Annotated in this window: 28 protein-coding genes; 24 read left to right on the top strand and 4 right to left on the bottom strand. The window is 60.3% G+C overall.

Annotated elements, in window-relative coordinates; genetic code table 11:
- Nucleotides 1–80: 80 nt before the first annotated feature.
- Entirely contained in the window at nucleotides 81–1,619 is a 1,539-nt protein-coding gene (murJ, locus tag EL335_RS08375; RefSeq protein ID WP_126445892.1) for a murein biosynthesis integral membrane protein MurJ, read from the bottom strand.
- 95 nt (nucleotides 1,620–1,714) lie between these two features.
- Here murJ and rpsT point away from each other — a divergent pair, with 95 nt between their 5' ends.
- From rpsT to EL335_RS08340, 7 genes are all read left to right on the top strand, one after another.
- Nucleotides 1,715–1,975: a 30S ribosomal protein S20 gene (gene rpsT, locus EL335_RS08370; protein ID WP_126445890.1), complete on the top strand. Its 261-nt coding sequence runs from the start codon at nucleotides 1,715–1,717 to the stop codon at nucleotides 1,973–1,975.
- Nucleotides 1,976–2,181: 206 nt separating this feature from the next.
- The gene (locus EL335_RS08365) at nucleotides 2,182–3,354 is read left to right on the top strand and encodes an aspartate aminotransferase family protein (protein WP_126445888.1); all 1,173 of its coding nucleotides are present in this window, start codon (nucleotides 2,182–2,184) and stop codon (nucleotides 3,352–3,354) included.
- 9 nt (nucleotides 3,355–3,363) lie between these two features.
- On the top strand, nucleotides 3,364–4,287 hold the full coding sequence (gene argF, locus EL335_RS08360; protein WP_126445886.1) for an ornithine carbamoyltransferase: 924 nt from the start codon (nucleotides 3,364–3,366) through the stop codon (nucleotides 4,285–4,287).
- A gap of 3 nt (nucleotides 4,288–4,290) precedes the next feature.
- On the top strand, nucleotides 4,291–5,574 hold the full coding sequence (locus tag EL335_RS08355; protein WP_126445884.1) for an argininosuccinate synthase: 1,284 nt from the start codon (nucleotides 4,291–4,293) through the stop codon (nucleotides 5,572–5,574).
- 11 nt (nucleotides 5,575–5,585) lie between these two features.
- Nucleotides 5,586–5,810, top strand: a complete 225-nt coding sequence (locus EL335_RS08350; protein ID WP_126445882.1) for a DUF2788 domain-containing protein — start codon at nucleotides 5,586–5,588, stop codon at nucleotides 5,808–5,810.
- On the top strand, nucleotides 5,807–6,118 hold the full coding sequence (gene ppnP, locus EL335_RS08345; protein WP_126445880.1) for a pyrimidine/purine nucleoside phosphorylase: 312 nt from the start codon (nucleotides 5,807–5,809) through the stop codon (nucleotides 6,116–6,118). The genes EL335_RS08350 and ppnP overlap by 4 nt, the downstream gene beginning before the upstream one ends.
- A 4-nt stretch (nucleotides 6,119–6,122) precedes the next feature.
- The gene (locus EL335_RS08340; RefSeq protein ID WP_126445878.1) at nucleotides 6,123–6,617 is read left to right on the top strand and encodes a YajQ family cyclic di-GMP-binding protein; all 495 of its coding nucleotides are present in this window, start codon (nucleotides 6,123–6,125) and stop codon (nucleotides 6,615–6,617) included.
- Between the two features lie 36 nt (nucleotides 6,618–6,653).
- On the opposite strand, the gene EL335_RS08335 is transcribed toward EL335_RS08340, so the two are convergent.
- Nucleotides 6,654–7,352 carry a type 1 glutamine amidotransferase gene (locus tag EL335_RS08335; RefSeq protein ID WP_126445876.1) on the bottom strand — a complete coding sequence of 233 codons (699 nt, stop codon included), beginning with the start codon at nucleotides 7,350–7,352 and terminating at the stop codon, nucleotides 6,654–6,656.
- A gap of 10 nt (nucleotides 7,353–7,362) precedes the next feature.
- On the opposite strand from EL335_RS08335, the gene EL335_RS08330 reads away from it, so the two are divergent.
- Genes EL335_RS08330 through EL335_RS08315 form a run of 4 tightly spaced genes read left to right on the top strand, consistent with a single transcriptional unit; the run spans nucleotide 7,363 to nucleotide 10,812 of the window.
- Nucleotides 7,363–8,016 carry a retropepsin-like aspartic protease family protein gene (locus EL335_RS08330; RefSeq protein WP_284155297.1) on the top strand — a complete coding sequence of 218 codons (654 nt, stop codon included), beginning with the start codon at nucleotides 7,363–7,365 and terminating at the stop codon, nucleotides 8,014–8,016.
- Nucleotide 8,017: 1 nt separating this feature from the next.
- A complete protein-coding gene (locus EL335_RS08325) occupies nucleotides 8,018–8,614 on the top strand; it encodes a CoA pyrophosphatase (protein WP_126445874.1) in 597 nt (198 codons plus the stop codon).
- Between the two features lie 55 nt (nucleotides 8,615–8,669).
- Nucleotides 8,670–9,593 carry a CobD/CbiB family protein gene (locus EL335_RS08320; protein WP_126445872.1) on the top strand — a complete coding sequence of 308 codons (924 nt, stop codon included), beginning with the start codon at nucleotides 8,670–8,672 and terminating at the stop codon, nucleotides 9,591–9,593.
- A 34-nt stretch (nucleotides 9,594–9,627) separates the two neighbouring features.
- Nucleotides 9,628–10,812 (top strand): acetyl-CoA C-acyltransferase family protein, encoded by a 1,185-nt coding sequence (locus EL335_RS08315; RefSeq protein ID WP_126445870.1) that lies wholly within the window; start codon nucleotides 9,628–9,630, stop codon nucleotides 10,810–10,812.
- Between the two features lie 173 nt (nucleotides 10,813–10,985).
- On the opposite strand, the gene EL335_RS08310 is transcribed toward EL335_RS08315, so the two are convergent.
- On the bottom strand, nucleotides 10,986–11,438 hold the full coding sequence (locus EL335_RS08310; RefSeq protein ID WP_126445868.1) for a ligand-binding protein SH3: 453 nt from the start codon (nucleotides 11,436–11,438) through the stop codon (nucleotides 10,986–10,988).
- Between the two features lie 100 nt (nucleotides 11,439–11,538).
- On the opposite strand from EL335_RS08310, the gene EL335_RS08305 reads away from it, so the two are divergent.
- From EL335_RS08305 to galE, 4 genes are read left to right on the top strand one after another with little or no spacing between them, the layout of a single operon-like run.
- The gene (locus EL335_RS08305) at nucleotides 11,539–12,102 is read left to right on the top strand and encodes an NUDIX domain-containing protein (protein ID WP_126445866.1); all 564 of its coding nucleotides are present in this window, start codon (nucleotides 11,539–11,541) and stop codon (nucleotides 12,100–12,102) included.
- Nucleotides 12,103–12,162: 60 nt separating this feature from the next.
- Nucleotides 12,163–13,410, top strand: coding sequence for a GAF domain-containing sensor histidine kinase (locus EL335_RS08300; protein ID WP_126445864.1), 1,248 nt, complete (start codon nucleotides 12,163–12,165; stop codon nucleotides 13,408–13,410).
- Complete coding sequence (locus EL335_RS08295; protein WP_126445862.1) at nucleotides 13,407–14,090, top strand: response regulator; 684 nt, start codon at nucleotides 13,407–13,409, stop codon at nucleotides 14,088–14,090. Before EL335_RS08300 ends, EL335_RS08295 begins: the two co-directional genes overlap by 4 nt.
- A 5-nt stretch (nucleotides 14,091–14,095) precedes the next feature.
- Nucleotides 14,096–15,106 (top strand): UDP-glucose 4-epimerase GalE, encoded by a 1,011-nt coding sequence (galE, locus tag EL335_RS08290; RefSeq protein WP_126445860.1) that lies wholly within the window; start codon nucleotides 14,096–14,098, stop codon nucleotides 15,104–15,106.
- A 14-nt stretch (nucleotides 15,107–15,120) separates the two neighbouring features.
- On the opposite strand, the gene EL335_RS08285 is transcribed toward galE, so the two are convergent.
- Nucleotides 15,121–15,945 (bottom strand): outer membrane lipoprotein-sorting protein, encoded by an 825-nt coding sequence (locus EL335_RS08285; RefSeq protein ID WP_126445858.1) that lies wholly within the window; start codon nucleotides 15,943–15,945, stop codon nucleotides 15,121–15,123.
- An 84-nt stretch (nucleotides 15,946–16,029) separates the two neighbouring features.
- Between EL335_RS08285 and EL335_RS08280 the strand changes: the two genes are divergently transcribed.
- The 9 genes from EL335_RS08280 (at nucleotide 16,030) to EL335_RS08240 (ending at nucleotide 26,728) form a co-directional block, all read left to right on the top strand.
- Nucleotides 16,030–16,815 carry an ABC transporter ATP-binding protein gene (locus EL335_RS08280; RefSeq protein ID WP_126445856.1) on the top strand — a complete coding sequence of 262 codons (786 nt, stop codon included), beginning with the start codon at nucleotides 16,030–16,032 and terminating at the stop codon, nucleotides 16,813–16,815.
- Between the two features lies 1 nt (nucleotide 16,816).
- Complete coding sequence (locus EL335_RS08275; RefSeq protein ID WP_126445854.1) at nucleotides 16,817–18,178, top strand: DUF1302 family protein; 1,362 nt, start codon at nucleotides 16,817–16,819, stop codon at nucleotides 18,176–18,178.
- Nucleotides 18,179–18,200: 22 nt separating this feature from the next.
- Entirely contained in the window at nucleotides 18,201–19,028 is an 828-nt protein-coding gene (locus EL335_RS08270) for a PEP-CTERM/exosortase system-associated acyltransferase (RefSeq protein ID WP_126445851.1), read from the top strand.
- A gap of 17 nt (nucleotides 19,029–19,045) precedes the next feature.
- Nucleotides 19,046–20,473 (top strand): phenylacetate--CoA ligase family protein, encoded by a 1,428-nt coding sequence (locus EL335_RS08265; protein WP_126445849.1) that lies wholly within the window; start codon nucleotides 19,046–19,048, stop codon nucleotides 20,471–20,473.
- A gap of 8 nt (nucleotides 20,474–20,481) precedes the next feature.
- Complete coding sequence (locus EL335_RS08260) at nucleotides 20,482–21,507, top strand: THxN family PEP-CTERM protein (RefSeq protein WP_126445847.1); 1,026 nt, start codon at nucleotides 20,482–20,484, stop codon at nucleotides 21,505–21,507.
- A gap of 11 nt (nucleotides 21,508–21,518) precedes the next feature.
- Nucleotides 21,519–22,733 carry a sugar-transfer associated ATP-grasp domain-containing protein gene (locus EL335_RS08255; RefSeq protein WP_126445845.1) on the top strand — a complete coding sequence of 405 codons (1,215 nt, stop codon included), beginning with the start codon at nucleotides 21,519–21,521 and terminating at the stop codon, nucleotides 22,731–22,733.
- Between the two features lie 87 nt (nucleotides 22,734–22,820).
- Complete coding sequence (locus EL335_RS08250; protein ID WP_126445843.1) at nucleotides 22,821–24,044, top strand: ABC transporter permease; 1,224 nt, start codon at nucleotides 22,821–22,823, stop codon at nucleotides 24,042–24,044.
- A gap of 7 nt (nucleotides 24,045–24,051) precedes the next feature.
- The gene (locus tag EL335_RS08245; RefSeq protein ID WP_126445841.1) at nucleotides 24,052–25,272 is read left to right on the top strand and encodes an ABC transporter permease; all 1,221 of its coding nucleotides are present in this window, start codon (nucleotides 24,052–24,054) and stop codon (nucleotides 25,270–25,272) included.
- Between the two features lie 70 nt (nucleotides 25,273–25,342).
- The gene (locus EL335_RS08240) at nucleotides 25,343–26,728 is read left to right on the top strand and encodes a TIGR03013 family XrtA/PEP-CTERM system glycosyltransferase (protein ID WP_284155296.1); all 1,386 of its coding nucleotides are present in this window, start codon (nucleotides 25,343–25,345) and stop codon (nucleotides 26,726–26,728) included.
- Nucleotides 26,729–26,766 lie beyond the last annotated feature (38 nt).

Genomic DNA, 26,766 nt, shown 5'->3' with positions numbered 1-26,766 from the left:
CAGTTCCGGTGACGGGACTGCCCGTTTCGTTTTCAGCATGGTGCCAACTCGGCGCTGGCGGGACGGCACGACGCCCGTCCTCATTGCTCGGCGCGGCGACGGAAATCCTGCAAGCGAAACCCTAGCAGCCACAGCGTGCCGAAATACGCCGCGGCTGCGCCAACGACCAACAGGGACAGGTGCGTGACACGCGTCCAGCTCGACGCGGTCAGCCAGTTGGCTTCCTCGCCCATGCCGAACCAGAGCGTTAGCGCCAGTGCCACCAGCGCCAAGACGAGCTTCGCCGCGAACATCGGCCAGCCGGGCAGCGGGCGATAGGCACCACGCCGATGCAAGCCACGGAACAGCAGCCAGGCGTTCAGGCACGAGGCCAACCCGATCGACAGAGCCAGCCCTGCGTGCTTGAGCGGGACGATGAAAACGATATTCATCGCTTGGGTTGCGGCCAGCGTGACGAACGCGATCTTCACCGGTGTCTTGATGTTCTGCTGCGCATAGAAACCCGGTGCCAGCACCTTGACGAGAATGAGGCCGATCAGACCCACGCTGTAGGCGACGAGTGCCTGGCGTGTCGCGAGCACGTCGGTCGCGGTGAAGACGCCATGCTTGAAGAGTGTGGCGATCAGTGGCACGCCAAGGATCGCCAGCGCCGTTGCTGCCGGCAGCGTCAGCAGGAAGGTGAGTCGCAAGCCCCAGTCGAGCAAGCCCGAGAAGGTTTCCGGCTTGCCACTCGCGTGTGCCTTGGAGAGGCTGGGCAGCAGGATCGTGCCCAGTGCCGCGCCGAGCAGCCCGGCCGGGAATTCCATCAACCGGTCGGCGTAATACAGCCAGGAGACGCTGCCAGAGGTCAGGAAGGAGGCGAAGATCGTGTTGATCAGCAAGGAGATCTGGCTGACGGAGACGCCGAGCAGCGCCGGCGCCATCAGCTTCATGATGCGTCTGACACCCGGATCATTGGGGGCGAAATCGAAACGCGGCAGCATGCCGATCGTTTTCAGCGCAGGGGTCTGGAGAGCGAGCTGCAGCGCACCGCCGAGCAACACCGCCCAGGCGAGCACCTGCACCGGCGGATCGAACCATTGCGCCGCGATGAGCGCCATGCCGATGAAGGAGAGGTTCAGCAGTACCGGGGTGAATGCCGGCAATGCGAAACGGCTCCAGGTATTGAGGATGCCGGCCGAGAGCGCGACCAGCGCCATGAACAGGATGTACGGAAAGGTGATGCGGGTGAGCGTCACCGTGAGGTCGAATTTTTCTCCATCGGCGGCAAAGCCGGGCGCAGAGACGAGAATCAAAAGCGGTGCGCCGAGCATGCCAGCGAGCGTGACGAGCAGCACGACGAGGAACAGTGCGGTGGCGACGCGATCGACCAGGGTCTTGGTTTCGGCAGCGCTGCGCCGCTGCCGGTATTCCGCGAGCATCGGCACGAAGGCCTGCGAGAACGCGCCTTCGGCGAACATGCGCCGGAGCAGGTTGGGCAGCCGGAAAGCGACGAAAAAGGCGTCGGTCGCCATCCCGGCGCCGAATGTGCGGGCGATCACGAAATCGCGGACGAAGCCGAGAATGCGCGACAGCAGCGTCAGGCTGCTGACGGTGGCGAGGATACGCATCAGGTTCATGGCGTGGATGTTACAGGTTCGGCAAAGCATCTTGCATCGCCGTTGGACTGCCCCTATAATCCGCGCCTTTCCGATCATCCAACGAGCAACGTTTCATGGCCAATACCGCACAAGCCCGCAAGCGCGCCCTTCAGGCGATCAAGCGCCGCGCCCACAACATGAGCCTGCGCTCAAGGCTGCGCACCGCGATCAAGAAGGTGCGCAAGGCCGTCGCCAGCGGCGACAAGGCCGCCGCTCAGGCGGTCTTCAAGGAATCGCAGCGCATCATCGATTCGATCGCCGACAAGAAGATCATCCACAAGAACGCCGCGGCGCGCCACAAGAGCCGTTTGTCCGCCGCGATCAAGGCGCTTTGATCCAAAGCGCAGCACGGCAACGACGGCGCGTGGGTGGCTTGCCGAGCCCCACGCGCTTTTTTATCGGCGGATCGAATGGCGAGACTACACAGCGTGCCGATTTTCACTTATGATCGATTCCCCGCAGCATGAAAGCACGGCGGCCGCACGGGCCGCCGTCGCTTTTTGCGGCTGACGGTTTCCTGTTTGCAACCGCGGAGCGGATCATGTCGCACCTGATGAACAACTATGCCCGGCAGCCAGTGGCCTTCACCCATGGCGAAGGCTGCCGTCTCTTCGATGAGCATGGCAGGAGCTACCTCGATGGCATCGCCGGCATCGCCGTCAATACCCTCGGCCACAATCATCCGCGCCTCACCGCGGCGCTCGAACGACAGGTGCATCGCCTGATCCATGTCTCGAATCTCTATCGGGTGCCCGAGCAGGAAAATTTGGCACAGCGGCTGGCGCGGCTTTCCGGGATGGATGAAGCCTTCTTCTGCAATTCCGGCTGCGAGGCGAACGAGGCGGCGATCAAGCTGGCGCGGCTCTATGGACATGGCAAGGGCATCGACCAGCCGGCGATCATCGTCATGGAACAATCCTTCCACGGCCGCACGCTGGCGACGCTTTCCGCTACCGGCAACCGCAAGGTGCAGGCGGGCTTCGAACCTTTGGTGTCCGGTTTCGTACGCGTGCCCTTCGACGATCTGGCGGCGATCGAGCAGGTGGCGGCGAACAATCACCACGTCGTCGCGGTACTGTTCGAGCCGGTGCAGGGCGAAGGCGGCATCAACGTCTGTCACGACGATTATCTGCGCGGCTTGAGGCGGATCTGCGATACGCAGGGCTGGTTGCTGATGCTCGACGAGGTGCAATGCGGCATCGGCCGCACCGGTCAGTGGTTCGCCTATCAGCATGCCGGCATTCGCCCGGACGTGATGACGCTGGCGAAAGGTTTGGGTTCCGGTGTGCCGGTCGGCGCCTGTCTGGCCGCCGGCAAGGCCGCTGGCGTCTTCAAGCCGGGCAACCACGGGTCGACCTTTGGCGGCAACCCCCTCGCGATGGTCGCCGCGCTGACGACGCTGACGGTGCTCGAGGACGAGGATCTGCCGACGCGCGCCGGCGTGCTGGGCGAGCGGATGCGTGGGCGCCTGGAAAGCGGTCTCGCGGGCGTTGCCGGTATCGTCGAGATTCGTGGCAAGGGGCTGATGCTCGGCATCGAGCTCGATCGACCCTGCGCGGCCCTGGTGGCTGCAGGTCTGGAAGCCGGCATTCTGATCAACGTCACCGCCGAAAAAGTGGTGCGCCTCTTGCCGCCCTTGGTGATGTGCGATGCGGAGGCCGACGAGCTCGTCGACAAGCTCATCATGGTGGTGCGGCATTTCCTGGCCGGCTGAGGAGTCGCGATGCACAACCCGAGACACTTCTTGCAGTTCAAGGATTTCACTCGCGCCGAGTTCGAGTATCTATTCGAGCGCACGCGCATCATCAAGCAGCGCTTCAAGTCCTACCAGAAATACTGGCCGCTCGAGGACCGCACGCTGGTGATGATCTTCGAGAAAGCCAGCACGCGCACGCGTCTTTCTTTCGAGGCGGGGATGCAGCAGCTCGGCGGCACGGCGATCTATCTCAACACGCGCGACTCGCAGCTCGGTCGCGGTGAGCCCGTGGAGGATGCTGCCGAGGTCATCTCGCGCATGTCCGATGTGGTGATGATCCGCACCTTCGAGCAGGAGATCATCGAACGCTTCGCGCGTCATTCGCGTGTGCCGGTGATCAACGGGCTGACCAATGAATATCACCCCTGCCAGATCCTCGCCGACATCTTCACCTTCATCGAGCATCGCGGCTGCATCCAGGGCAAGACGGTAGCCTGGATCGGCGATTCGAACAACATGTGCAACACCTGGCTGCAGGCCGCCGAAGTGCTCGATTTCAACGTCCATGTCTCGACGCCGCCCGGCTATGAAGTCGAGCCCGAGCGTGCCGGCCTGTATGGCACCGACCACTTCGAGCAGTTCGCCGACCCGATGGACGCGGCGCGTGGCGCCGATCTCGTCACCACCGACGTGTGGACCTCGATGGGCTTCGAGGCCGAGAATGAAAAGCGCATGAAGGCGTTCAAAGACTGGCAGGTCGATGGCGAGATGATGCGGGTTGCCAAGCCCGATGCCCTCTTCATGCATTGTCTGCCGGCACATCGCGGCGAGGAGGTTGCCGCCGAGGTGATCGACGGGTCGCAAAGCGTGGTCTGGGATGAGGCCGAGAACCGGCTGCACGCGCAGAAAGCATTGCTGGAGTTTCTCGTTTTGGGCAAGGTGAAGGAATAAGAAATGGCAAAAGCGAAATCGGGCATCAAAAAAGTCGTGCTGGCCTATTCGGGCGGGCTGGATACCTCGGTGATCCTCAAGTGGCTGCAGGATCGCTACGGTTGCGAGGTGGTCACTTTCACGGCTGATCTGGGGCAGGGTGAGGAACTGGAACCGGCACGCCAGAAAGCACTGCAGCTCGGCATCCAACCGAAGAACATCTTCATCGAGGATCTGCGCGAGGAATTCGTGCGCGACTTCGTCTTTCCGATGTTTCGCGCCAACACGGTCTACGAGGGCGAATATCTGCTCGGTACCTCGATCGCACGGCCGCTGATCGCCAAGCGGCTGGTCGAGATCGCCCGCAAGACCGGCGCAGACGCCATCGCGCACGGCGCCACCGGCAAGGGTAATGACCAGGTGCGCTTCGAGCTCGGCGCCTATGCGCTGCTGCCCAACGTCAAGATCATCGCGCCGTGGCGTGAGTGGGATCTGCTCTCGCGCGAAAAATTGCTCGCCTATGCCGAAGCCAACGGCATTCCGATCGAGATGAAGCACAAGAAGGGTGGCTCTCCGTATTCGATGGATGCCAACTTGCTGCACATCTCCTATGAAGGCCGCCATCTCGAAGATCCGTCCGCCGAGGCTGAAGAGAGCATGTGGCGCTGGACGGTTGCTCCCGAGAAGGCGCCCAACAAGCCGGAATATCTCGAGCTCGAGTTCGCGCACGGCGATCTCGTCGCGATCGATGGCAAGAAGATGCAGCCGCACGAGCTGCTCGCCACCTTGAATCAGATTGGCGGCAAGCACGGCATCGGCCGGCTGGATCTGGTCGAGAACCGCTATGTCGGCATGAAGTCGCGCGGCTGTTACGAAACTCCCGGTGGCACGATCTTGCTCAAGGCCCATCGCGCCATCGAATCGATCACCCTCGACCGCGAGGTGGCCCATCTGAAGGACGATCTGATGCCTCGCTACGCGAGTCTGATCTACAACGGCTACTGGTGGAGTCCAGAACGGCGCGCGCTGCAGGTGCTGATCGACCACACCCAGCAAAACGTCAATGGCTGGGTGCGCGTCAAGCTCTACAAGGGCTCGGTCTCGGTCGTCGCGCGCGATTCGAAGACCGATTCGCTGTTCGATCCGACCATCGCCACCTTCGAGGACGATGCCGGCGCCTACGACCAGAAGGACGCGGCGGGCTTCATCAAGCTCAATGCGCTCAGGATGCGCATCGCCGCAAACGCGCGCCAGAAACGCGCCAAGGCAGGTAGCCACCGCACCAAGCGGACCGGCAAGGCAAGCTGACGGGTGGCGGCATGGAAAGCACGGTCTTCGGGTTTACCGAGTCGCAGATCGCCGAGTTCGGCGTTACCTTCGGGCTTGGCGCCTTCATGCTCTACATGCTGTTCATCATCGGCGAGCTGGCCTGGCGCTCGAAGGCCGGCAAGCTCGGCACCTTCGTGCTGTTCTTCGTGCTCGCGTTCGGCATGCTCGGTTTCGTCGCCAAGAACATCATCCAGAAAATGTGGGGAATCCAATGAGCCAGTTCGACAATGTCTCGGTGATCAAGAAAGCCAATGTCTATTTCGACGGCAAGTGCGTCAGCCACACCGTGGTTTTCGCCGATGGCACGAAGAAGAGCGTCGGCGTCATCCTGCCGGCAACACTCACCTTCAACACCGGTGCGCCGGAGATCATGGAAACCGTCGCCGGTGCCTGCCGCTATCGTATTGCTGGCGGGGAGTGGCAAACCTGCGCGGCGGGTGAATCGTTCCGGGTGCCTGGCAATTCCTCGTTCGAGATCGAGGTGACGGGTGAGCCCTATCATTACGTCTGCCATTTCGGGTGAGGTCATGCCGTCGTTCGATATCACCTCGGAAGCGAACATGGTGGCGATCAAAAACGCGGTCGATGTCGCCGGCCGCCAGATCGGCAATCGCTACGATTTCAAGGGCACGAGCGCGAAAGCGGAGCTGAACGAAAAAGACAAAGTGATCACGCTCTGGGGCGACTCGGAATTCCAACTCGGCCAGATCAAGGACATCCTGTTTCCCGAGATGGAGAAAAAGGAGCGCGAGAGCACCAAGCGCCTCGATATCGGCGCGGTGCAGAGTGTCTCGGGCAACAAGGCCAAGCAGGAGCTGAAGATCAAGTCCGGCATCGACCAGGAGCTCGCCAAGAAGATCGTCAAGCTCGTCAAAGAGAGCAAACTCAAGGTGCAGGCGACGATCCAGGGCGACGCGGTGCGGGTGGCCGGTGCCAAGCGCGACGATCTGCAGGCCGTGATCGCACTGGTGAAGAAAACGGTCACCGATTATCCGCTCGCCTTCGGCAACTTCCGCGACTGAAGCGGTAAGCGCAACTCGGCGTTGGGGGAACGGCACTCAGCGCTTTAGCTCCGCGATCCAGCGCGCGTAAAGCCGGTCGGCAGCGACGCGCATCGCGGCAAGGCGCTGTTCGAGATCGATGAACATTTCTTCCGGCCTGTGCACCGATGGGCCGGGCTCGGCATGCTCGTCGGCCCACGCTTGGCACCATAGCCGAATCATCGCCTCGGTCATTTCGACATGGCATTGCAGGGCGAGATGTGGGCCCAGCACGAAGGCCTGGTTGGCGCAAAACGCGCTCTTCAAAATGCGCGTCGCCCCCGGCGGGATCGAAAAAGTCTCGCCATGCCAATGGAAGGCCTCGAAGCGCTCAAGATCGCCCAGCCAGTCGCGCGCCGTCGGATCGGTGGTCTCGACCCATCCCCAGCCGATTTCCTTGAGCGGATTTTTCGTCACCTGGCCGCCGAGTGCTTTCGCCATCAGCTGCCCACCCAGACAATGGCCGATCACCGGGATGGCGGCCGCAACCGCGGCGCGGATCAGCCCGAGCACTTGAGGAATCCAGGGCAGATCGTCATTGACGCTCATCGGCCCGCCCATCAGGCACAAGCCGGAAAAAGCGGCCGCGTCTTGCGGTAGCGGATCATTGGCATCGATGCGGATCAGCTGCCAGGGTATGGCATGGGCATCGAGAAAGCTGGCAAAATAGCCGGGGCCTTCCCCGGCACTGTGACGAAAGATCGCGATGGGTTTCATGGCATTGAAGATGAGGGGCAGAAAAGCTGTGCTCTCGATGCATTGTAGCGCTGCGCTGGCTGGCATTTTGCCCAGCCTCGCAGTGGCGGCCGATCTGGCGCTCGTCGGGTTGATGGCCGACAAAGCGCTGGTGGTGATCGATGGCGGCCGGCGCCAGTTGTTGTCGGTGGGTGAGCGTTCTGCCGAAGGGGTGAAGCTCGTGGCCATCGAAGCCGGCGCCGCGGTGTTCGAAAGCGACGGCAAGCGCCGGCGCATCGAGATCGGTCAGAGCGTCGTCTCCGTGCCCAAGGCCGAAAAGCCGGCGTTGGTACTGACTGCCGATGCCCAAGGACATTTCGTCACCAGCGGCAGTATCAACGGCGAGCCGATGCGTTTCCTGGTCGATACCGGTGCGACCTTCGTTTCGCTGGGCGCTGCGGATGCACGTCGGGCACGCGTCGATCTCGGCAATGCGAAGCCGGCCATGACGCAGACCGCCAATGGCATGACGCGCGTCTGGCGGGTGCGGCTTACCAGCGTCCGGGTGGGCAACATCACCTTGCGCGACGTCGAGGCCACCGTCCATGAGCATGACATGCCGGTCGTGCTGCTTGGCATGAGCTTTCTGAAGCGGATGGAAATGCGCCGCGACGGCACGACGCTGAGCCTCGTGCAACGCTATTGAGATGTCGCCGGCGCTATCCCTGACCGCCGACTGGCTGCGTCGCCGTTTCGTCCCATCGGGCGCCGCGCCGGCCGTCTATACCTCGCCATCGCCGCCGGCGCCGGTCGTTCCGGCGGCCGTGCTGGTGCCGATCGTTGCGCGCGTGAGCGGCATGACCGTGCTGCTCACCCAGCGCACCGCGCATCTGCGCGATCATGCCGGCCAAGTGAGTTTTCCCGGCGGGCGATGCGAGGCTCCTGATGCATCGCCCATCGCTACGGCACTGCGCGAAAGTCGTGAAGAAGTCGGCATCGAGCCTGCTCAAGTCGAAGTGCTGGGCAGGCTGCCCGATCATTTCACCGGCACCGGGTTTTGCATCGCGCCGGTGGTCGGGCTCGTCACTCCGCCACTCGACCTGCGGCTCGATGACTTCGAGGTCGCCGAAGTGTTCGAGGTGCCCCTGGAATTCTTCCTCGATGCGGCGAACTACCGCCGCGAAACCGTTGTCATCGAGGGCTTGCGGCGCAGCTTCTGGGCGGTGCCGTGGCGGGATTACTACATCTGGGGCGCGACCGCCAGCATCCTGGTCAGTCTGCGCGAAGCCCTGTCTGACTTGTAAGGCGGCATATGGGGGAGTGTGTTATCTTCGACGCAGCCAGTCGTCGGTCGCCCTTATGACGCTTCTCAGCCTTCTTTGCGTACTCGTCCTCGAGCAGATCAAAGCAACGCCTGCCGCCCAGGTGTTCGCTGCATTTTCGGCCTACGCGCGCTTTCTGGAGCGGCGCTTCAACGGTGGCGAGATGCGGCATGGCTTGATCGCCTGGATCGTCGGGGTCGGCCTGCCGGCGCTAATGACCTTCATCGTGCATTACGTGCTGGAGGCCATCCATGTCGTGCTGGCCTTCGGCTTCGATGTGCTGGTGCTGTATTTCTTGCTCGGGTTCCGTCAGTTCAGCCACTACTTCACGGACATCCAGCTGGCGCTGCGCATGGGCGAGCTCGAGCATGCGCGTCGGCTGCTCGCCGAATGGCGTGGCCAGACGGAGGAGCGACTCGGGCCGGCCGCGATATCGCAGCTGGCGATCGAGCAGGGCATCCTCAGCTCGCATCGGCATGTCTTCGCGCCGCTGTTCTGGTTTCTGCTATTCGGGCCGGCCGGCGCGGTGCTTTACCGGCTGGCGCTGACGACGGCCGAAGCCTGGCGGTTCAATGCCGGCGCGCCCGAGACGGAGGCGCCTTTCGGCAGCTTCGCCCGTCGCGCTTTCGATGCACTCGACTGGCTGCCGGCGCGCATGACGGCAGCGACTTTCGCGATCGTCGGCGATTTCGAGGATGCCATCTATTGCTGGCGCACCCAGGCCGCGCAATGGCCAGATGCGGCGGCAGGTATCCTGCTCGCGAGCGGCGCTGGCGCGCTGGGCATTCGCCTTGGCCAGCCATTGTCGATCGAGGATGAGGGCATGGTGCGACCAGGGCTCGGTCTCGGCGACGATGCCGATGTCGAACATCTGCAAAGCGCCATCGGACTGGTCTGGCGCGCGCTGGTGCTGTGCCTGTTGTTGCTGGCTCTCCTGACGCTCGCCCGTTGGGTCGGCTAGTCGCTTTTTCAGTCAAATAAAAAAGGAGTGGAAAATGTCAAGCAAGGAAGTTGTCGTATTGAGCGCCGTGCGTTCCGCCGTCGGTACCTTCGGCGGCTCGCTCGCCGGCATCGAGCCCGCCGAACTCGGTGGGCTCATCGTCAAGGCCGCGATCGAGCGCGCCGGCGTCGATCCCAATCAGGTGAGCTTCGCAGCGGTCGGCAATACCATCCCGACCGAGTCGCGCTATCCTTACGTCGCCCGGGTGGCGACGATCCAGGGCGGGATGCCGATGAGCTCGACCGCCTTTGCGGTGAACCGCCTGTGCGGCTCTGCGCAGCAGGCGATCGTCAATGTCGCCCAGGCGATCATGCTTGGCGATGCCGATTTCGCCATCGGCGGCGGCGTCGAAGTGATGTCGCGCGGCGCCTATCTTCTGCCGACGCTGCGCTCTGGTGCGCGCATGGGTGACACGCAGGCGATCGATGCGATGGTCGCCGTACTGACCGACCCGTTCGGCGCCGGTCACATGGGCATTACGGCCGAAAATCTGGCCGCCAAGCACGGCATCACGCGTGAGGAGCAAGACGCCTTCGCCGTCGAATCACAGGCGCGTGCCGCTCGGGCCATCGCCGAGGGTCGTTTCAAGAGCCAGATCGTGCCGATCACGCTGAAGACGCGCAAAGGCGAGGTCGTCTTCGACACCGACGAGCATCCGCGTCCCGGCACGACGATGGAGATGCTGGCGAAGATGAAGCCGGCCTTCAAGAAGGACGGCACGGTCACCGCCGGCAATGCTTCCGGCATCAACGACGCGGCCGCCTTCCTGGTGCTCGCCGATGCCACGAAGGCGGCCGCCGGCGGCTTCAAGCCGATCGCCCGCCTGGTTTCTTACGCGATCGCCGGGGTGCCGAACGATGTGATGGGCGAGGGGCCGATTCCCTCTTCCAAGGTGGCACTGCAAAGAGCGGGGCTCACGCTCGACCAGATGGATGTCATCGAGTCGAACGAGGCCTTCGCCGTGCAGTCGATCACCGTCGCCCGCGGCCTCGGTCTCGACCCGGTGAAGACCAACCCGAATGGCGGCGCGATCGCGCTTGGTCACCCAGTCGGCGCCACCGGCGCGGTGATCATCACCAAACTGCTGCACGAGTTGATCCGCATCAACGGCCGCTACGGCATGGCGACGATGTGCATCGGCGGTGGGCAGGGCATCACGACGATCTGGGAACGCGTCTGATAAGGAAGCGCTGAATAAATTGCTGCGCGGGCGCAACGCTGCGTTGCGCTCCGCGCACCTTGCTGCCTGCCGCTCGCGGCTTTCTTCAGCGTTTCCCCAATCTCGAAAACACTCGCAAAAACGGGCCGTGAGGCCCGTCTTGCTTGGGAAGTGCCGTCCAGCCAGCGCCGAGTTTACGCGGCTTTCAGGTAGCGCTCTTTCGCGGCGCGGGCTTCGGCGGCTTCCTTCGGTGAGTAGGCCTTGCCCGACCAGAGCATCCGGTAGGCAATCTCCTCGTTGCCGTTCTCGCACAATTCGAGCACGTGCTTGAAGAGTGGCTGGAAGGTCTCACTGCGGTGTGAGGCCTCGTGCTCTTCGAACGAGCGCCAGAAGGTGATGATCAGCGCTTCGCGGTCCTTGAGCGGGCTGGCGACGGCCTGGCCGACGGTGCTGCCTTCGTTCGAGACCTGGCCGCTGTTCAGCACCACCATGCCGCCGATGAAGCCGGTACCCGAATGATAGGTCTTGACGTTCTCGCACAGCAGCGCGACGCGCTCCTCGAGGTCTTCGACGGAAAATTGTGGCTTGAGGATGACGCGGTTGATCGTGACGACGCCGTCACTGTCGAAGTTGGGGATGAATGACATGGGTTCTCTCCTGGGGTTGGGGTCAAAAAGCGGCTTGATTTGTCCATAAGATATCGCTGATCTGGTAAAGTTCAAGACGAATCAATCCCCTGCAAACGGTATGGATGAAAGCGAATTCATCGAGGAAACGCTCGAAAGCGAGCTGGTTTTCGACGGTCGGCTCTTGAAGGTCTTCTCCGACAAGGTGCGCCTGCCAGACGGCACCGAATCGTGGCGCGAGTATGTGAAGCATCCGGGTGCGGTGGCGATCCTCGCCGTGCTCGACAACGGCAAGCTGCTGTTCGAGCGCCAGTATCGCCATCCGTTGCGCCGGGTGTTTCTCGAAATTCCTGCTGGCAAGATCGATCCGGGCGAGCACATCCTCGACACCGCCCGCCGCGAGCTGCGCGAGGAAACCGGCTACAAGGCGAAGACTTGGCGGCATCTGGGCACGCTGCATAACTGCATCGGCTATTCGGACGAGCGCATCGAGATCTTCTGGGCCAAAGGGCTTTCCTTCGTCGGCGCGGCGCTCGACGATGGCGAGATAGTCGAGCTCTGCGAGCTCTCCCTCGCCGATGCGCTGCTGGCGGTGCGTGATGGCGACATCACCGATGGCAAGACCATCGCGGCGCTGCTTTGGGCCGAGAAAACCATGAGCGGGGCATGGCCACTGCCGCTCTGACTCTGGCCCGTGCTTGCAAGTTAAAATGCCTTTCCCGAACTTGCGTATCGAGCCAGCCCGATGAACGCCCCCGAGTATCCGAATGAGCTGCCGGAGGTCGAAGCCGACGAACGCACCCGGCTGCAGGTGCTCGACATCTTTTCCGAGGTATCGGCAAACCTCGCGGACGAGGACGACGTCGAGGAACTGCTCGGTCGCTTCCTCGGCACGATGCTCAAGCTGGCCAAGGCAAGCGCCGGTGCGGTGCGCGTCGTCACCACGGACGGCAAGCATCTGAGGCTGGTCGCGGCGCGGGGGCTACCGCGCGCGGTGGTTGAACGCGAGCGCCTGGTGCCGATCGACTGCGGGCATTGCGGCGGGGCGCTACTCGACGAGCATTCCCGCTACGAAATCGATCTGGGCGCGTGCGCGAAACGCACGCATCATTCCTATTTCGGAAACGACTGCCAGGCGATGGTGGTCGTGCCGCTGCAGCATGGCGGCCAATTGCAAGGCATTTACAACCTGTTCTTGCCCGAGCGTTTCGAACTTCCCGAAGAAGTCGCGCTGCTGTTTCGCTCGATCGGCGAGCATCTCGGCATGGCGCTCGAAAACGCCCATCTGAAACGCGAGAACCTGCGCATCAAGCTGATGAACGAGCGCCAGATGATGGCGGCCGAGGTGCATGATTCGCTGGCGCAGACGCTCGCTTACATGAAAGTGCGCATCGCCCTGCTGCAGGACGCCTTGTGCGATTCCTCCGGCGTGAATGGCGAGTTGGCCGTCAAATATGCCAACGATGTTGGCCAGGCGGTGGATGAGGCTTACCGTCAGCTGCGCGAGCTGCTGGTGCAGTTCCGCAGTCGCATGGACCCGATGGGTCTGCAGCAGGCGCTGGCCAACATCGCTGCGACGTTTCAGGACCGCACCGGGATCGCGCTGGATTATTGCAACCGTATCGTCGATCTGCGCCTGTCGGTCGATCAGGAGGCCCAGGTGTTCTTCATCGTCCAGGAGGCGCTGGCGAATGTCAGCCGTCATTCTGGCGCTAGCCGTGCCCGACTGACCCTCGAAGGCGCCGGCGATTACTATGTGGTCACCATCGACGACAACGGTCGGGGCGGCCCGAACTTCTTCGCCATTGCCAACCGTAGTGGCGAATTGGACGATATTCCGCAGCTGCGCGATCATTTCGGCTTGTCGATCATGCGCGAACGCGCGCGACTGATCGGCGGCCGCGTCGAAGTGGCCAACCTGCCAGAGGGCGGCTTTCGCGTGCGTCTGACCTTTCCGGCCATCGGACCGAGTAACCACAAGGTTGCCCCATGACAGAAGTTCTGTTGCCGAACGAACGCATTCGCGTGCTGCTCGCCGACGACCATACCCTGTTCCGCAAAGGGCTGGCCGAGCTGCTCGAAAAGCGCGGCCCGATCCATATCGCGGGCATCGCCGGCAATGGCGACGAAGCGCTGAAACTGTTGCAAAGCGAGCCTTTCGATGTCGTCATCACCGATCTGAACATGCCGCCTCATGGGGGGCTGGCGCTCTTGCGGCAGATTCGCGCTGCCGGCTGGCACGGTCCGATGCTGGTGCTCACCGTCAGCGACGACCAGGAAGACCTCGCCAGCGCGATGGCGGCGGGTGCACAAGGCTATTTGCTGAAGGACATGGAGCCGGACGACGTCGTCGATGCCGTGCAGCGTGCGATGCGCGGCGAGACCGTGGTTGCGCCAGCGATGACGCTGAAGCTGGTGAGCCTGCTGCAGGGCGGTGGGCAGCCGGCCAAGGCCGATGCCCTTCAGCAGCTCACCGCGCGCGAGCGCGAGATCCTCGACTATCTCGCCCAGGGCCTGTCGAACAAGGCGATCGGCCGCGCGCTCGACATCAGCCACGACACCGTCAAACTCCATGTGCGTCACATCCTCGCCAAGCTGAACCTGACCTCGCGCGTCGAGGCGGCCGTGTTCGCCGTCGAGCAGAAAGCGGTCAGCCAAGGCAAGGTTCGGTGACGATCATGGCCTTCTGCCTCGTCACTGGCGGGCTTGGCTACATCGGCAGCCATACCTGCGTCGAGCTCATCGCCGCCGGGCATCGGGTCAGGATCCTCGACAACCTGTCCAACAGTAAACTGGCGGTGCTGGAGCGCATCGCCGAGATCGCCGGGGTACGGCCAGAATTCGTGCGCGGTGACATCCGTGATCGCGGCGCGCTACGCACGGCGCTGAATGGCTGCGACGCGGTGATCCATTTCGCCGGCCTAAAAGCGGTCGGCGAATCGGTCGCCCAGCCGCTGCGTTACTACGACAACAACGTCTCGGGCAGCATCGCCCTGTTCGAAACGATGGCCGAGACAGGGGTGAAGACCCTGGTGTTCTCCTCGTCGGCCACCGTCTATGGCGATCCGGCCAGTGTGCCGATCCGCGAGGATGCCCCGCTGTCGGCGACTAATCCTTATGGCCGCTCGAAGCTGATGATCGAGGACATGCTACGCGATCTCCATCGCGCCGAACCGGACTGGAAGATCGCGTTGCTACGCTATTTCAACCCGGTCGGCGCGCATCCTTCCGGGCGCATCGGCGAGGACCCGAACGGCATTCCCAACAACCTGATGCCCTATGTCGCTCAGGTGGCGGTCGGCAAGCTCCCGTTCCTCTCGGTGTTCGGCAAAGACTACCCGACACCGGATGGCACCGGCGTGCGCGATTACATCCACGTCGTCGATCTCGCCAAGGGGCATCTCGCTGCGCTGGCCGCGCTCGAGCGGCAGGGCGGGCTGCTGACCGTCAATCTCGGCACCGGCCGTGGCTATTCAGTGCTCGAAATGGTCAAGGCCTTCGAGGCCGCCAGCGGCCGCAAAGTGCCTTACCGGATCGCACCGCGCCGGCCCGGGGACGTCGCGACCTGTTATGCCGATCCGACGCTCGCCGCACGAGTACTCGGCTGGCGCGCCGAAAAAGACCTCGCCGCGATGTGCATCGATGCCTGGCGTTGGCAGAGCGCCAATCCGGATGGATATTCGGGCTGAACCCGACGTGAAACTCAGTCGAGTTTCTTCAGATACTCTTTGGTGAAGAACTTGTCCGGCAGTTCGCGGATCTTCATGTCGTTGTATTCGAGGATCGACACCTCCCCGGCACGCAGGGCGTTCTCCATGACGAGGCGCGTGGGGCGCAGCTTGCCCGCCAGATTGCGGAAGTTTTCGTAACGGCAGGTCTTCAGTAACCGATTCGAGAGCGAATAGAACTCTGCCTTGAACGGTTGGGCGTTCTTCTGGTTTACCCAGTACAGTACCCGCGGATAGGTGACACTGCGGTCCACCGCGCGCAGTTCGAGCACGTGGTAACTTTCTCCGTCGATCGTCTCGTTGCGCAAGATACGGGGATGGTAGTCACCGGAAAAGTTGGCGCGTGCGAGGTCGCCATTGGCAACTTGGCCGGTCAGCCGCTGAGCCAGAGACAGACGAACGGGCTGTGATACCTCGGGCAGAAAGATCCAGAGGTCGCGGCCGCTCATCAATAGGGTCTGGCCGCGCTCCGAGGCGGGCTCGGTGGTAATGACGACGGTTTTGTCGTTGCCTTTCGAAAGAACCTGATACTTTTTCGTCTCGGTGGTTTGGTCGGCTTGCTTTGAAATGATGTTGATGTCGACCTGAAAACTTTCTTTCGGGAAACGGATTTGGTCGGCCTTGAGCAAAATCTCCTGGGCAAGGGGGTCGGCAGGAGTTTCCTCGGCCACCTGGCCTGATGGGCTCTGCGCCAGCACAGGGCCACTCGCAAACAGCGCAAGGGCAGTGCCAATCAATGCCAGATGAAAATGAATTGCCAAACTGCGCCGGAAATGGCAGGATTCTCTTGCGATTTGCATGCTTTCACCTCGTTTCAAATGTCACCGTGTGAAAAGAGTGGGGAAAATCGCCGGTGAATCTCGGCTCGCCAATCGGAGTCAGCGATGTATGTGGTGCGTATCGAGCGGGTGTTCAAGGAATATTTGCTGGGCGATCAGATCGTTCAGGCATTGTCGGATATTACACTGCATATCGAACGAGGCGTCTTCATGGCGATTGCAGGCCCCTCTGGTAGTGGCAAGACCACCTTGCTGAACCTGATCGGTTGCATCGATCGGCCGACGGAGGGCTGGATCTACATCAACGATCAGGATGTCACGAACTGGACGAGCGATCAAATGGCGGATCTGCGGGCCCACAAGATCGGCTTCATTTTTCAAACCTTCAACCTTTTCCCGGTATTGACGGCTGCCGAGAACGTCGAATATCCGTTGCTCTATCGCAAGGATGTCTCGAAGGAGGAACGGCGCAGGCGTGTGGCGTTTTATCTGAGCATGGTCGGGCTGAGCAAGTATGCCGATCATCGGCCCAACCAGCTGAGTGGTGGTCAGCGTCAGCGCGTTGCGATCGCACGCGCCTTGGCGATCCAACCCGACATCGTGCTCGCCGATGAGCCGACCGCAAACCTGGACCAGACCACCGGCACGGAAATTCTCCGTTTGATGCGCAAGATCAACAAGGAACTGGGCACGACCTTCATTTTTTCCACTCATGACCAACGTGTGATGGAAATGTCCAATCGCCTGGTGCGTATCGAGGATGGGGTGCTCTGGCAGCTCGGCGTTCGCAAAGGCAAGCAATGGGGAACGATCAACCTTCATCGTCGTGGCAGCGAGCTGGTGCTGGGCGCCGAGGACGAAGGCGTCAGTCTCGACGGCTTGGGAGAATGAAATGAAATTGGCTTTGAAGAGTGGTTGGCTCATTGCACTCATCTGCTTGATGGCGGGTTCCGCAACTGCCGAGAATGTTCCGGAAGACATCGAGGCGTTGCTGCGCGAGGCCGCTCGGGACGATGCCCGTATGGCGGCGCAGGCCGGACATGGGGCTGCGGGCCTGCATGGTTTCGCGCAATTCGAGCTGGCACGCACGACGAGCCGACCGGTGCATTGGTCGAAGATGCTCGGCCGCATCGAAGTCGGTGCCAATGGCCGACTCGGCGAGGGCCTTAAATGGAAATTGAGCGCGCGCGCCGACTATGACGCGGTCTATGATGTTACCGACCACTATCCCGCCGCTGTCGCCGATGATCAGCGCTTCAATGTCTCGCTACGCGAGAATTACCTCGATGTCGGTGCGGGGGATTGGGACTTCCGTTTGGGGCGCCAACACGTGATCTGGGGCGAGATGGTCGGGTTGTTCTTCGCCGATGTCGTCTCGGCCCGTGACATGCGCGAATTCATCCTGCCCGAATTCAACCTCATGCGCATTCCGCAGTGGGCGGCACGTGCCGAATACTTCAGTGGTGACTTCCACGGCGAATTGCTCTGGATCCCCGTGCCGAGCTACGACGAAACCGGCAAGTCCGGCGCGGAATTCTTCCCGAGGCAGCCCGAATATCCGGGCTACGTGACCCGCTATCGCAATGAACAGAAGCCTTCACGGCGCCCCGCCAATGGCAACTATGGTCTGCGGGCCGGCTGGCTGAAGAATGGTTGGGACGTTTCTGCGTTCTACTACCGCAGCACCGATGCGACACCGACGTTCTACCGCACGGTCGATGGTGTCGCAGGTGTGATCAGTTACGAGGCGCGCCATGACCGTATCAGCCAATTCGGCGGCACGCTGGCTAAAGACTTCGGCGCGATGGTGCTCAAGGCCGAGGCGGTTTATACGAAGGGGAGAGGTTTGACCGTGCTGCGCCTTGCCGATGACGATGGGCTGGCGCGTCAGAACACGCTCGATTGGGTGGTGGGGTTCGACTTCGTGTTACCTGCGGAAACGCGGCTCAATCTGCAGTTTTTCCAGAGCATGGTGACGAATGCCCGCGATCCGGATTTGCTGCAAGAAAAGCGTGAGAATGGCTATAGTGTATTTGTAAATGGAAAATTGCGGCCGAGGCTCGAAGCCGAGGTGCTCTGGGTCGCGAGCCTGAACCGGAGCGACTGGATGCTGCGGCCGAAGCTCAGCTGGATGTTCGAAAAAAATTGGCGGCTGGTATTCGGCGCGGATGTGTTCCACGGCCCGACCCTCGGCTACTTCGGGCGTTACAGTGCGCAGGATCGGGTCTATACCGAGCTGCGTTATTCCTATTGAGGCGTTTTCATGAAATGGTCTAATGTTGGTTGAACTGCTCACCCATCATGGCAAGCGCGATCTGCTCGCGCCGAGTTTTTCTTTTCGCCGGCTGCTTTCGAAGGACGAAGAGGCAGAGGTGTTCCGCTCGATCGCCCGCTTGCGCTACGAAGTTTATTGCGAAGAGTGCAAATATCTCGATGCTGCCGCTTATCCTTCGAGGCTCGAGACTGATGAATACGACGAGCGCTCGATCCACGTTTCGGCGCAGAATGCCGAAGGCGAAATCGTTGGTACCGTTCGCCTCGTATTGGCGAGAGAGGAGCAGATCTTCCCTTTCGAGGAGCATTGTGCGGTGTTCCCGGACTTCGCTTTCCCGCCGAAGGAGCAATGTGCCGAGATCTCGCGCCTGATCGTCAAAAAGAATTACCGCCGGCGCGCAGGGGACAACCTGCAAGGCGTGACGAAAGAATTTCAGGAGCATGGTAACGCCACAGAAATTGCTCCCGAACCTCCGCACGTCTTCAAGCACCGCAACCGGCGCAACCGCAGCCCGCAGATCATGCTCGGCATGTATCGTGAGATGTACCGCTACAGTCGGCAAAACGGCATACGTTTCTGGTATGCGGCGATGGAGAAGGGCTTGGCTCGATTATTGGATCGCATGGGCTTCCATTTCGTCCCGGTTGGACCGGAAACCGATTACTACGGCCCGGTGACGACCTATCTCGCCGATCTGCGTCAGATCGAAAGCGCCCTCGAAAATGCCAACCGCTTCCTGCTCGCCTGGTTCCAGGACGCGCCGATCTCCGACTGGCTCTTGATCACCACGTTGGTGAAATACAAACTAGGGCATTTTGGCAAGCTCTGAGCGGAGCGCTGCTGCGCATGCAAGCCATTTTCGCTGCCATCGAACGTCGCCTGATCAGGGCCAGGCTCGCCAAAGCCGACGCTGACACCCTGATTCGTTCTGGACGAAAATGGTTGTTGCCGGCTTTTCGCCGGGCCGCCCGAGTTTCTCCAGCATATCGTGTCTTGCTCGCCGAGGCCGGTATCGATCCTACCAAGATCAAGACGGTCGAGGATTTCGTCCGCCACTGCCCGGTGCTCGACAAGACCAACACATTCCGGCGTTTCCCGATCGCAGAATTGATTGCCGAGGATGTGCGACTGGATGACCTCGCCTCGATCATCACTAGTTCTGGGCATGGCGGGAATGGTTTTGCCTTTGGCATCAGCAGCAGAAAGCAATTGCGTGATGCGGCACGGCTGATCGATATCGGCCTCGATCTGGCTTTTGACGTCGATAGCCGCCGTACCCTACTGGTCAACTGCCTGCCGATGGGCGTCACTTTCGCTTCCAATCTCGTCTGCATCGCCAATGTCAGCGTTCGTGAGGACATGGCCTGCGCGATCGTCGATAAGGCTGGCCCACTTTTCGAGCAGATCGTATTGTGTGGCGATCCGTTGTTTCTGAAAAAACTCTGCGACTATTCGCAAGACATCGGACTCGACTGGCGCCGCTTCCGCATCCACGTCATCGTGGGTGAGGAAACATTTCCCGAAACCTTCCGCGACTATCTCGCCGTGGTGCTTAGTATCGATCCCGATGATCCGGCCAGCGGCTTGATCGGTAGCTCGATGGGGGTCGGAGAACTTGGTTTGAACCTCTTCAACGAAACGCGCGAGACCGTCGCCTTGCGCCGCGCCTGCAGCCGCGATCCAGAACTGTCGAAAAAATTGACAGGACAGGACAATGCCGTCTTGCCAGCACCGACTTTCATGGTTTTCAATCCCTTGCGGTCATTCGTCGAGGTGATCGACCCAGATGAGCATGGGGTGGGCGATCTGGTCGTGACGGTGATGGACGAAAAGGCTCCCGTGCCATTGATGCGCTACGCGACCGGGGACCGCATGCAATTCATCGACCGCCAGCGGGTGGCCGCCTTGGCCCCCGATTTGACGCTTCCCTCGTTGCCGATGATCGCTTTACATGGGCGCGCGAAGGATCGGTTGCCCGGCGGGGGACATGTCGATCTGTTCAAAGAGATACTTTATGAAGATCATACAGTTGCGAGGCGATTGACTGGAGCGCATTGCCTCACCCCTAATGATGACGTTCTTCGCTGGGAAGTTCAGGCAAGAGCCGGAGTCGACGTTGACTCGGATGTGCTGACCGATCGGCTACAACGACATCTCGCTACCAGGATTCCTATTGACAGGGCTGTGACGATCCACGTATTACCCTACGATTCGTTTTCATACGCAAAAACAATAGATTATGAAAGAAAATTCAATTATCTTTCGAAAGATTAGCAGTATGAATGGCTGTCGATATTTTTTACAGCCATTCCCGTGGTGGGTGGCGCATCAGGATAAAGTTATTTAAAATCAAATCGTTGTTATTCTGGCACGTGTATTGCTACATATGCTTGAGCAGTAAGATAATTGATGTTTGGTATCCCAACACGGTCAGGAGTAATCAAATGAAATCAAAGTTCCTACGTAAGACCTTCGCAACTGCGTTGTTTGGGGTCTTGGCAATCGGTTCTATGCAGGCTTCTGCTACGACGACTCTCTCCTATCAAGAGCATAGTGGCTTAGATGTGAGTGATGCATGGCTCTTTAGTACTGGCGGCGGTAATGGCAATACTCACGATGATATCGTATGGTATGAGCATCCATCGGGTGTGACTCCGCCGGCCGGGACTTACGATACTATTGCGTGGTCGTATGCCTCGACGAACCAAGGACTTGGGAATGTCGGCTTTGATCCTTTTGCGGTCACAGGTAATAGCGATCAAATCTATAGTGGATTGCGAGTATTAGGGTGGTCTGGGATGGTGTCGACAGGCTTTGATCCTATCACCTTTGGTCCTTGGGAAAAAATATCAACCCTATATCATAAGAATAGTGCAATCAATGCCGCTGCAGCGACTTTGGCGAGTGCGCTGATATACTCTGAGCTTTATATCGGATCTCATATCGATCCTAATGGCATACCGATCACTTTCACGGAAACCTTGAATGTGGGATCTTGCCCATTGGGGAATCCGAATGGTAGTATTTGCGATGACTTATTCAATTTTCCGGGCAGCGGCCTCGCCCCAATTACTTTCGTCGATGGTGGCAAGACCTATTATGCAGAATTCAAAATCGATGAATTTAATAACTCGGTGACAAATTACCCTTGTTCTGGACCGGCGTGTACTGTCTGGACGGCTGAAGGCGTAACGAGTGATCTGAGCATATTCATGCGCATCCGTGAAGTTCCAGAACCTGCTTCATTGGCGCTGGTTGGTCTCGGCCTCTTTGGGCTGGCCGGTCTGCGTCGTCGCAGAAACGCGTAAAGCAAGTTTTTGTGCTCTTCAAGAAAAACGGCCCTGCGGGGCCGTTTTTCGTTTATTTTTGCGTTATGCGTATCGATGATCTGTTTGCGCGGCTGAAGGAATACCGCGAATGGGTATCCCTGGCTGAGAAGCAGACTGGAAAGAGCTTGCTGAGCCAAGCGCGCGAAATACGGGCGCTGAAACATGCCGGTGGTCAATGCGGCATTACCGACTACTATTGGTTCAGGCTATACGATGAAAATTACTTGTCGGGGGAAGGGCAAGCAGATTTTCTCGGCTGGCGATTGCAGGATCCTTTCAATTTTGCGTTGAACCCACGTCATGCGGTTTTACCCGCGTGGGACAAGCTGGTTTTTCACCAGCTCGCGCAAGCTGCCGGTCTTCCTTTGGCGCCGATCATTGCTTATTTTCATCCCGCAAAAAAGCTAGTGCTCCCGGGATGCCGAAAGCTTTCGACTTTGGAGTCGGCGGCGGAGTTCTTGCGCGAGGAGGCCGAATATCCTATCTATGCCAAACCTGCCTATTCGCAGCAAGGCGAAGGGGCGCTGGCCTTACTCGGTTATCGGCGGGAGGATGATACTCTGCAACTGGCTGGTGATCGTACGATTCCGCTGCCCACGTTCGTGCGGCGTCTCCATGAGACCGTCGATCGGCGTTACCACCGCCCGGAATGTGGTTTCCTTTTTCAGCAGATTTTGCGTAACGCACCGGAAATCGAAAAATTGACTGGATGGCCTGCGATCAGTGGAATACGCCTGATTTGCTTGAATGGCCCGGAGGGTGTTTTTCCGGTTGCGGCAGCATGGAAGATCGCAGTCCCACCGAATACCGTAGATAATTTCCATATGGGGGCTTACGGAAATTTGGTCGCGGGAGTCGATATAACCACAGGCAAAGTCGAGCGTGTGGTGGATGGTTTCTGGCCTAAAGCGCGGCTTAACGAGCAACACCCCCTTACCGGGCAATCCTTTGCGGGGTTTTGTCTTCCTGGTTGGCAAGCGATGCTCGATGTCTGTGAGGAAGCCGGGAAAGTCTTTCCTTTGATGAAAGTGCATCATTGGGATTTTGCATTGACCGATCGAGGGCCGGTGATCCTCGAGCTGAACGACATGGGGGGGACGCAAATCGTTCAGTTACATGGTCGCGGATTGCTCAAGAGAGAAACGCGGGAATTTCTCAAGCGCCATGCCGACCGCCAGGTGCATCGATGGGTGAATGATTTGTAGCCAGCTCGTGCCGTCCCGCCAGCACCGACTTTATTGATTCGCGGCCTGCGGAACTTCGGTATCATCGCCAGGCTCGCTTTCCAGACCATGCGCGTCCTTGCCTTGTTTCCCCTCGTCTTGCGCAACCTGCTGCGCCAGCGGCGGCGGGCGCTGATCGCAGTGTTCTCCGTGGCTTTCGGTATCGCAGCACTGTCCGTGGCAAACGGTTACATCGCGTGGATGTTTTACGACTTCCGCGAGGCGACGATCGAATCGCAATACGCGCATATTCAGCTGACGCGGCCGCATTATCACGAGGACGGGCGCGCCGATCCTTTTCGCTTCCTGTTGCCTGAAGACAGCACTGCTGCTTCATTGGCGAAGCTGGACCACGTACGCGGCTGGGGAGCGCGGTTGGCTTTTTCGGGTCTCTTGAGCAAGGGGGAAACGACGCTCTCTTTCATCGGGGAAGGCTTTAATCCGGCCACCGATCTGACCGGCGATCGGGCGTTGCGCATCATTGCCGGACGCAAGCTGACGCCGGCCGATCGGAACACGATTCTGTTGGGCAAGGGGCTCGCGCTGCAGTTGGGGGCACAGCCTAGCGATGCGGTGGTGATCCTCGTCGATAATCCAGGCAGCGGTTTGAGCGCCATCGATGCAAACGTCGCCGGCATTTTCGAATCCGTCAGCAAGGCCTATGACGACAGCGCGCTGCTGGTGCCGATCGATGACGCACGCAAGCTGCTCAAGGTGTCCGGGGCCCATAGCTGGCTGGTATATCTCGACAAGACGGAAAACACCGCTACCGTCGCCGAAGCTTTGCGTCGGCAGTTCGATCCCCGCCAGTTCGAGGTGCGCACCTGGGATCAGCTTGCCGAGTTCTATGCCCGCGCGGTCGATCTGTTTCGCCAGCAACTCGACGTGGTGCGCTTCATCGTTTTTGCGATCATCCTGCTCGGTATCGGCAATACGATGATGATGAGCGTGATGGAGCGCACCGGCGAGATCGGCACGATGATGGCGCTGGGGGTGCGGCGGCGTGCCGTGCTGGGCCAGTTCCTGGCCGAAGGCGCGTTGATCGGCTTGCTGGGCGGCATCAGCGGGTTGCTATTGGCGTGGTTGGCCAGCATCGGGGTCGATGCATTGCAGATCGAGATGCCGCCGCCCCCCAGTTTGACTCGAGGTTACATCGCCCGGATTTTGCTGACCCCGACCATTGCGGCAGAGGCATTGGGCATCGCAGTGATGACGACGGTATTGGCGAGTCTGTATCCGGCTTGGAAAGCCTCACGCATGATGATCGTCGATGCGCTGCGCAAGAACAAGTAGGTACGCGATGCAAGGGTTACTGAAGCTGGCATTACGCAACATCTTCCGTCACCGCGGCCGCACCGCGATGACGCTGGCTTCGATCGTCTTCGGTGTCGTGGCCTTGATCCTGGCGGGCGGTTTCATCGAAGATACGATCATCGAGACCGGCGAGGCGACGATCCGCTCGAACACCGGGCACATCCAGGTGGCGCGTCGCGGTTATTGGGAATATGGTAGCCAGCAGCCCGAGCACTACCTGATCGATGATGTGGAAGGACTACGTCGCCTAATGGCTGCGATGGATGGCGTTGCCGACGTGATGTTTCGTCTCGGCTTTTCTGGCTTGCTGGGCAATGGCCGGAGCGATTGGCCGATCATCGGCGAGGGGGTCGAGCCGGATCGTGAGGCCCGGCTGGCGAGTTATCTGACAGTGGTTTCGGGGCGGCGGATGACCGACAAGGACCGCTTTGGCATGATGATCGGCGCCGGCGTCGCCAAGGCGCTGAAACTCGGCGCTGGCGATACGGCATCGCTCTTGGTCAGTACACCCGGCGGGGCGACGAACCTGCTCGATTTCGAAATCGTCGGCGTCTTCCAGACCTTTTCGAAAGATTACGACGCGCGTGCAGTGCGTATTTCGCTTGCGGCGGCACAGGAGCTACTGGCGACACCGGGTGCGCATCTCGGCGTCCTGCTGCTCAAAGACACTGCGGCCACCGGCAGCGCAGCGGAAGCTTTGCGTCGGCAGCTCGACGGAAAAGAGTTCGAATTGCGTACCTGGCTCGATCTCGACGAGTTCTACAACCAGACCGTGACGCTTTATCGCCAGCAATTCGGATTTCTCACTGCCATCATTCTGGTGATGCTGCTGCTCTCAGTCTCGAACACGGTGAATATCGGCATCTTCGAACGCGTCAGCGAGTTCGGCACGATGCTTGCGCTGGGCAATCGCGCATCGCGGGTGTTCGGCTTGATCGTGACGGAAAGCGTCTGCCTCGGATTGATCGGCAGTCTGCTGGGGGTCGTGATCGGAGTCCTGCTGGCGATGTCGGTCTCACAAGTCGGCATTCCGATGCCACCACCGCCCAATGCCGATCAGGGCTACATCTCCAAAGTGTTGGTTGTGCCGGAGGTGATCGGTCTGGCTTTCCTCACCGGGCTGTTGGCTGCAGTCCTTGCCTCGATCTTGCCGGCACGCAAGGTCAGCCGTATGCATATTGCCGAAGCCTTGCGACAAGGGGTGTAGATTTACGCTTGTCGCATTGATGCCTCGGGCATCGGGTATCATTGCGATAGTTTGTTTCCGAGGAGCCGGCATGTCGCTGAAGACGATGTGGCATCTGTTTCGCCCCGACACCCTGCTCGAGGTGATTTTCGACTTCGGTTTCGTCTTCGTCGGCATCATCATCGCCGTGATGTGGGTCAAGAACGGCCTGCCGGTCGATTACGGTCTCGTCGCCGCCTATGCGGCGATACTGGCGCTGGTGATGCTGGCGATCAATGCCTGGCTCGGTTTCTATCAGCGCATCCACGATCGGACGATCGAGGATTCGCGTGCACGCGCGGTGCTGGCGTTGCACCTGTCGATTCCCGTCGCCTATTTGATTTTCCTGATCCTGCCGTCGGTGAATGGTGACCGTACCCTGTTCGAGCTTTCGGGCATGGCGGCGCTGTTCGGCATGCTGAGTTATCGCGTGATGGCCAGCCATCGGCGACAGCATGCGCTGGTGACGCACCGCATCCTGATCTTCGGCGCCGGCAAGGAGGCGGAGACCGTCGCCGCGTCGTTGAGCAAGGAAGACCAGACGGTGCGTGTCGTCGGGTTTTATCCGGGGCATCCGAGCGAGGAAGTGATGGTGCCGCAGGAGATGCTGATCCCGCGCGAAAAGAACCTCGTCGATGCCGTCAGCGAGCTCAAGGTCGATGAGATCGTCGTCGCAATCGGCGAGCGACGCGGTGGGCGCATGCCGCTGCGCGAGCTGCTCGACTGCCGTCTCTCCGGGGTCCTGGTGCTCGACATGTCGAGCCATTTCGAGCGCATGCTCGGTCAGATTCGCCTCGATGCACTGCGCGCCGGCTGGCTGATCTTCGGCGATGGCTTCCGGCAGGGGCCTGTCCGGACGGTGGTCAAACGCATCTTCGACATCGTCGCTGCGACGATCCTGTTGATCCTCTTCTCGCCACTGATGCTACTGACCGCGTTGGCGATCATGATCGAGGATGGTTTTCCGATCCTCTATCGCCAAGAGCGGGTAGGCCTGAGCGGTCGCCTGTTCAATGTGATCAAGTTCCGCAGCATGAAGAAAGACGCGGAAAAGGACGGCACGCCACGTTGGGCGTCGAAAAACGATACACGGGTGACGAAAGTCGGACGCATCATCCGCAAGCTGCGCATCGACGAGCTGCCGCAACTGTTTTCGGTGTTGAAGGGCGATATGAGCATGGTCGGCCCGCGGCCGGAACGGGCCTATTTCGTCGATCAGCTGACCAAGGAAATTCCGTTTTATGCGGTGCGTCACAGCGTCAAGCCAGGTGTGACCGGCTGGGCGCAGGTGCGCTATCAGTATGGTGCCAGCGTCGACGATGCGGCGCAGAAATTGCAATATGATCTATATTACGTAAAGAATCATTCCTTGCTGCTCGATCTGGTGATCTTGTTCGAGACCGTGGGAGTGGTAGTCGGAGGAAAGGGTGCGCAATGAGTCGAATGACTGTCGGAAACATTGACACTTCAATTGCC

Source organism: Sulfuricystis multivorans, assembly GCF_003966565.1.
GTDB classification, from domain to species: Bacteria; Pseudomonadota; Gammaproteobacteria; order Burkholderiales; family Rhodocyclaceae; genus Sulfuricystis; species Sulfuricystis multivorans.
The sequence above is the reverse complement of the archived record's forward strand: the minus strand, read 5'-3'. Positions and strand labels throughout refer to the sequence as shown.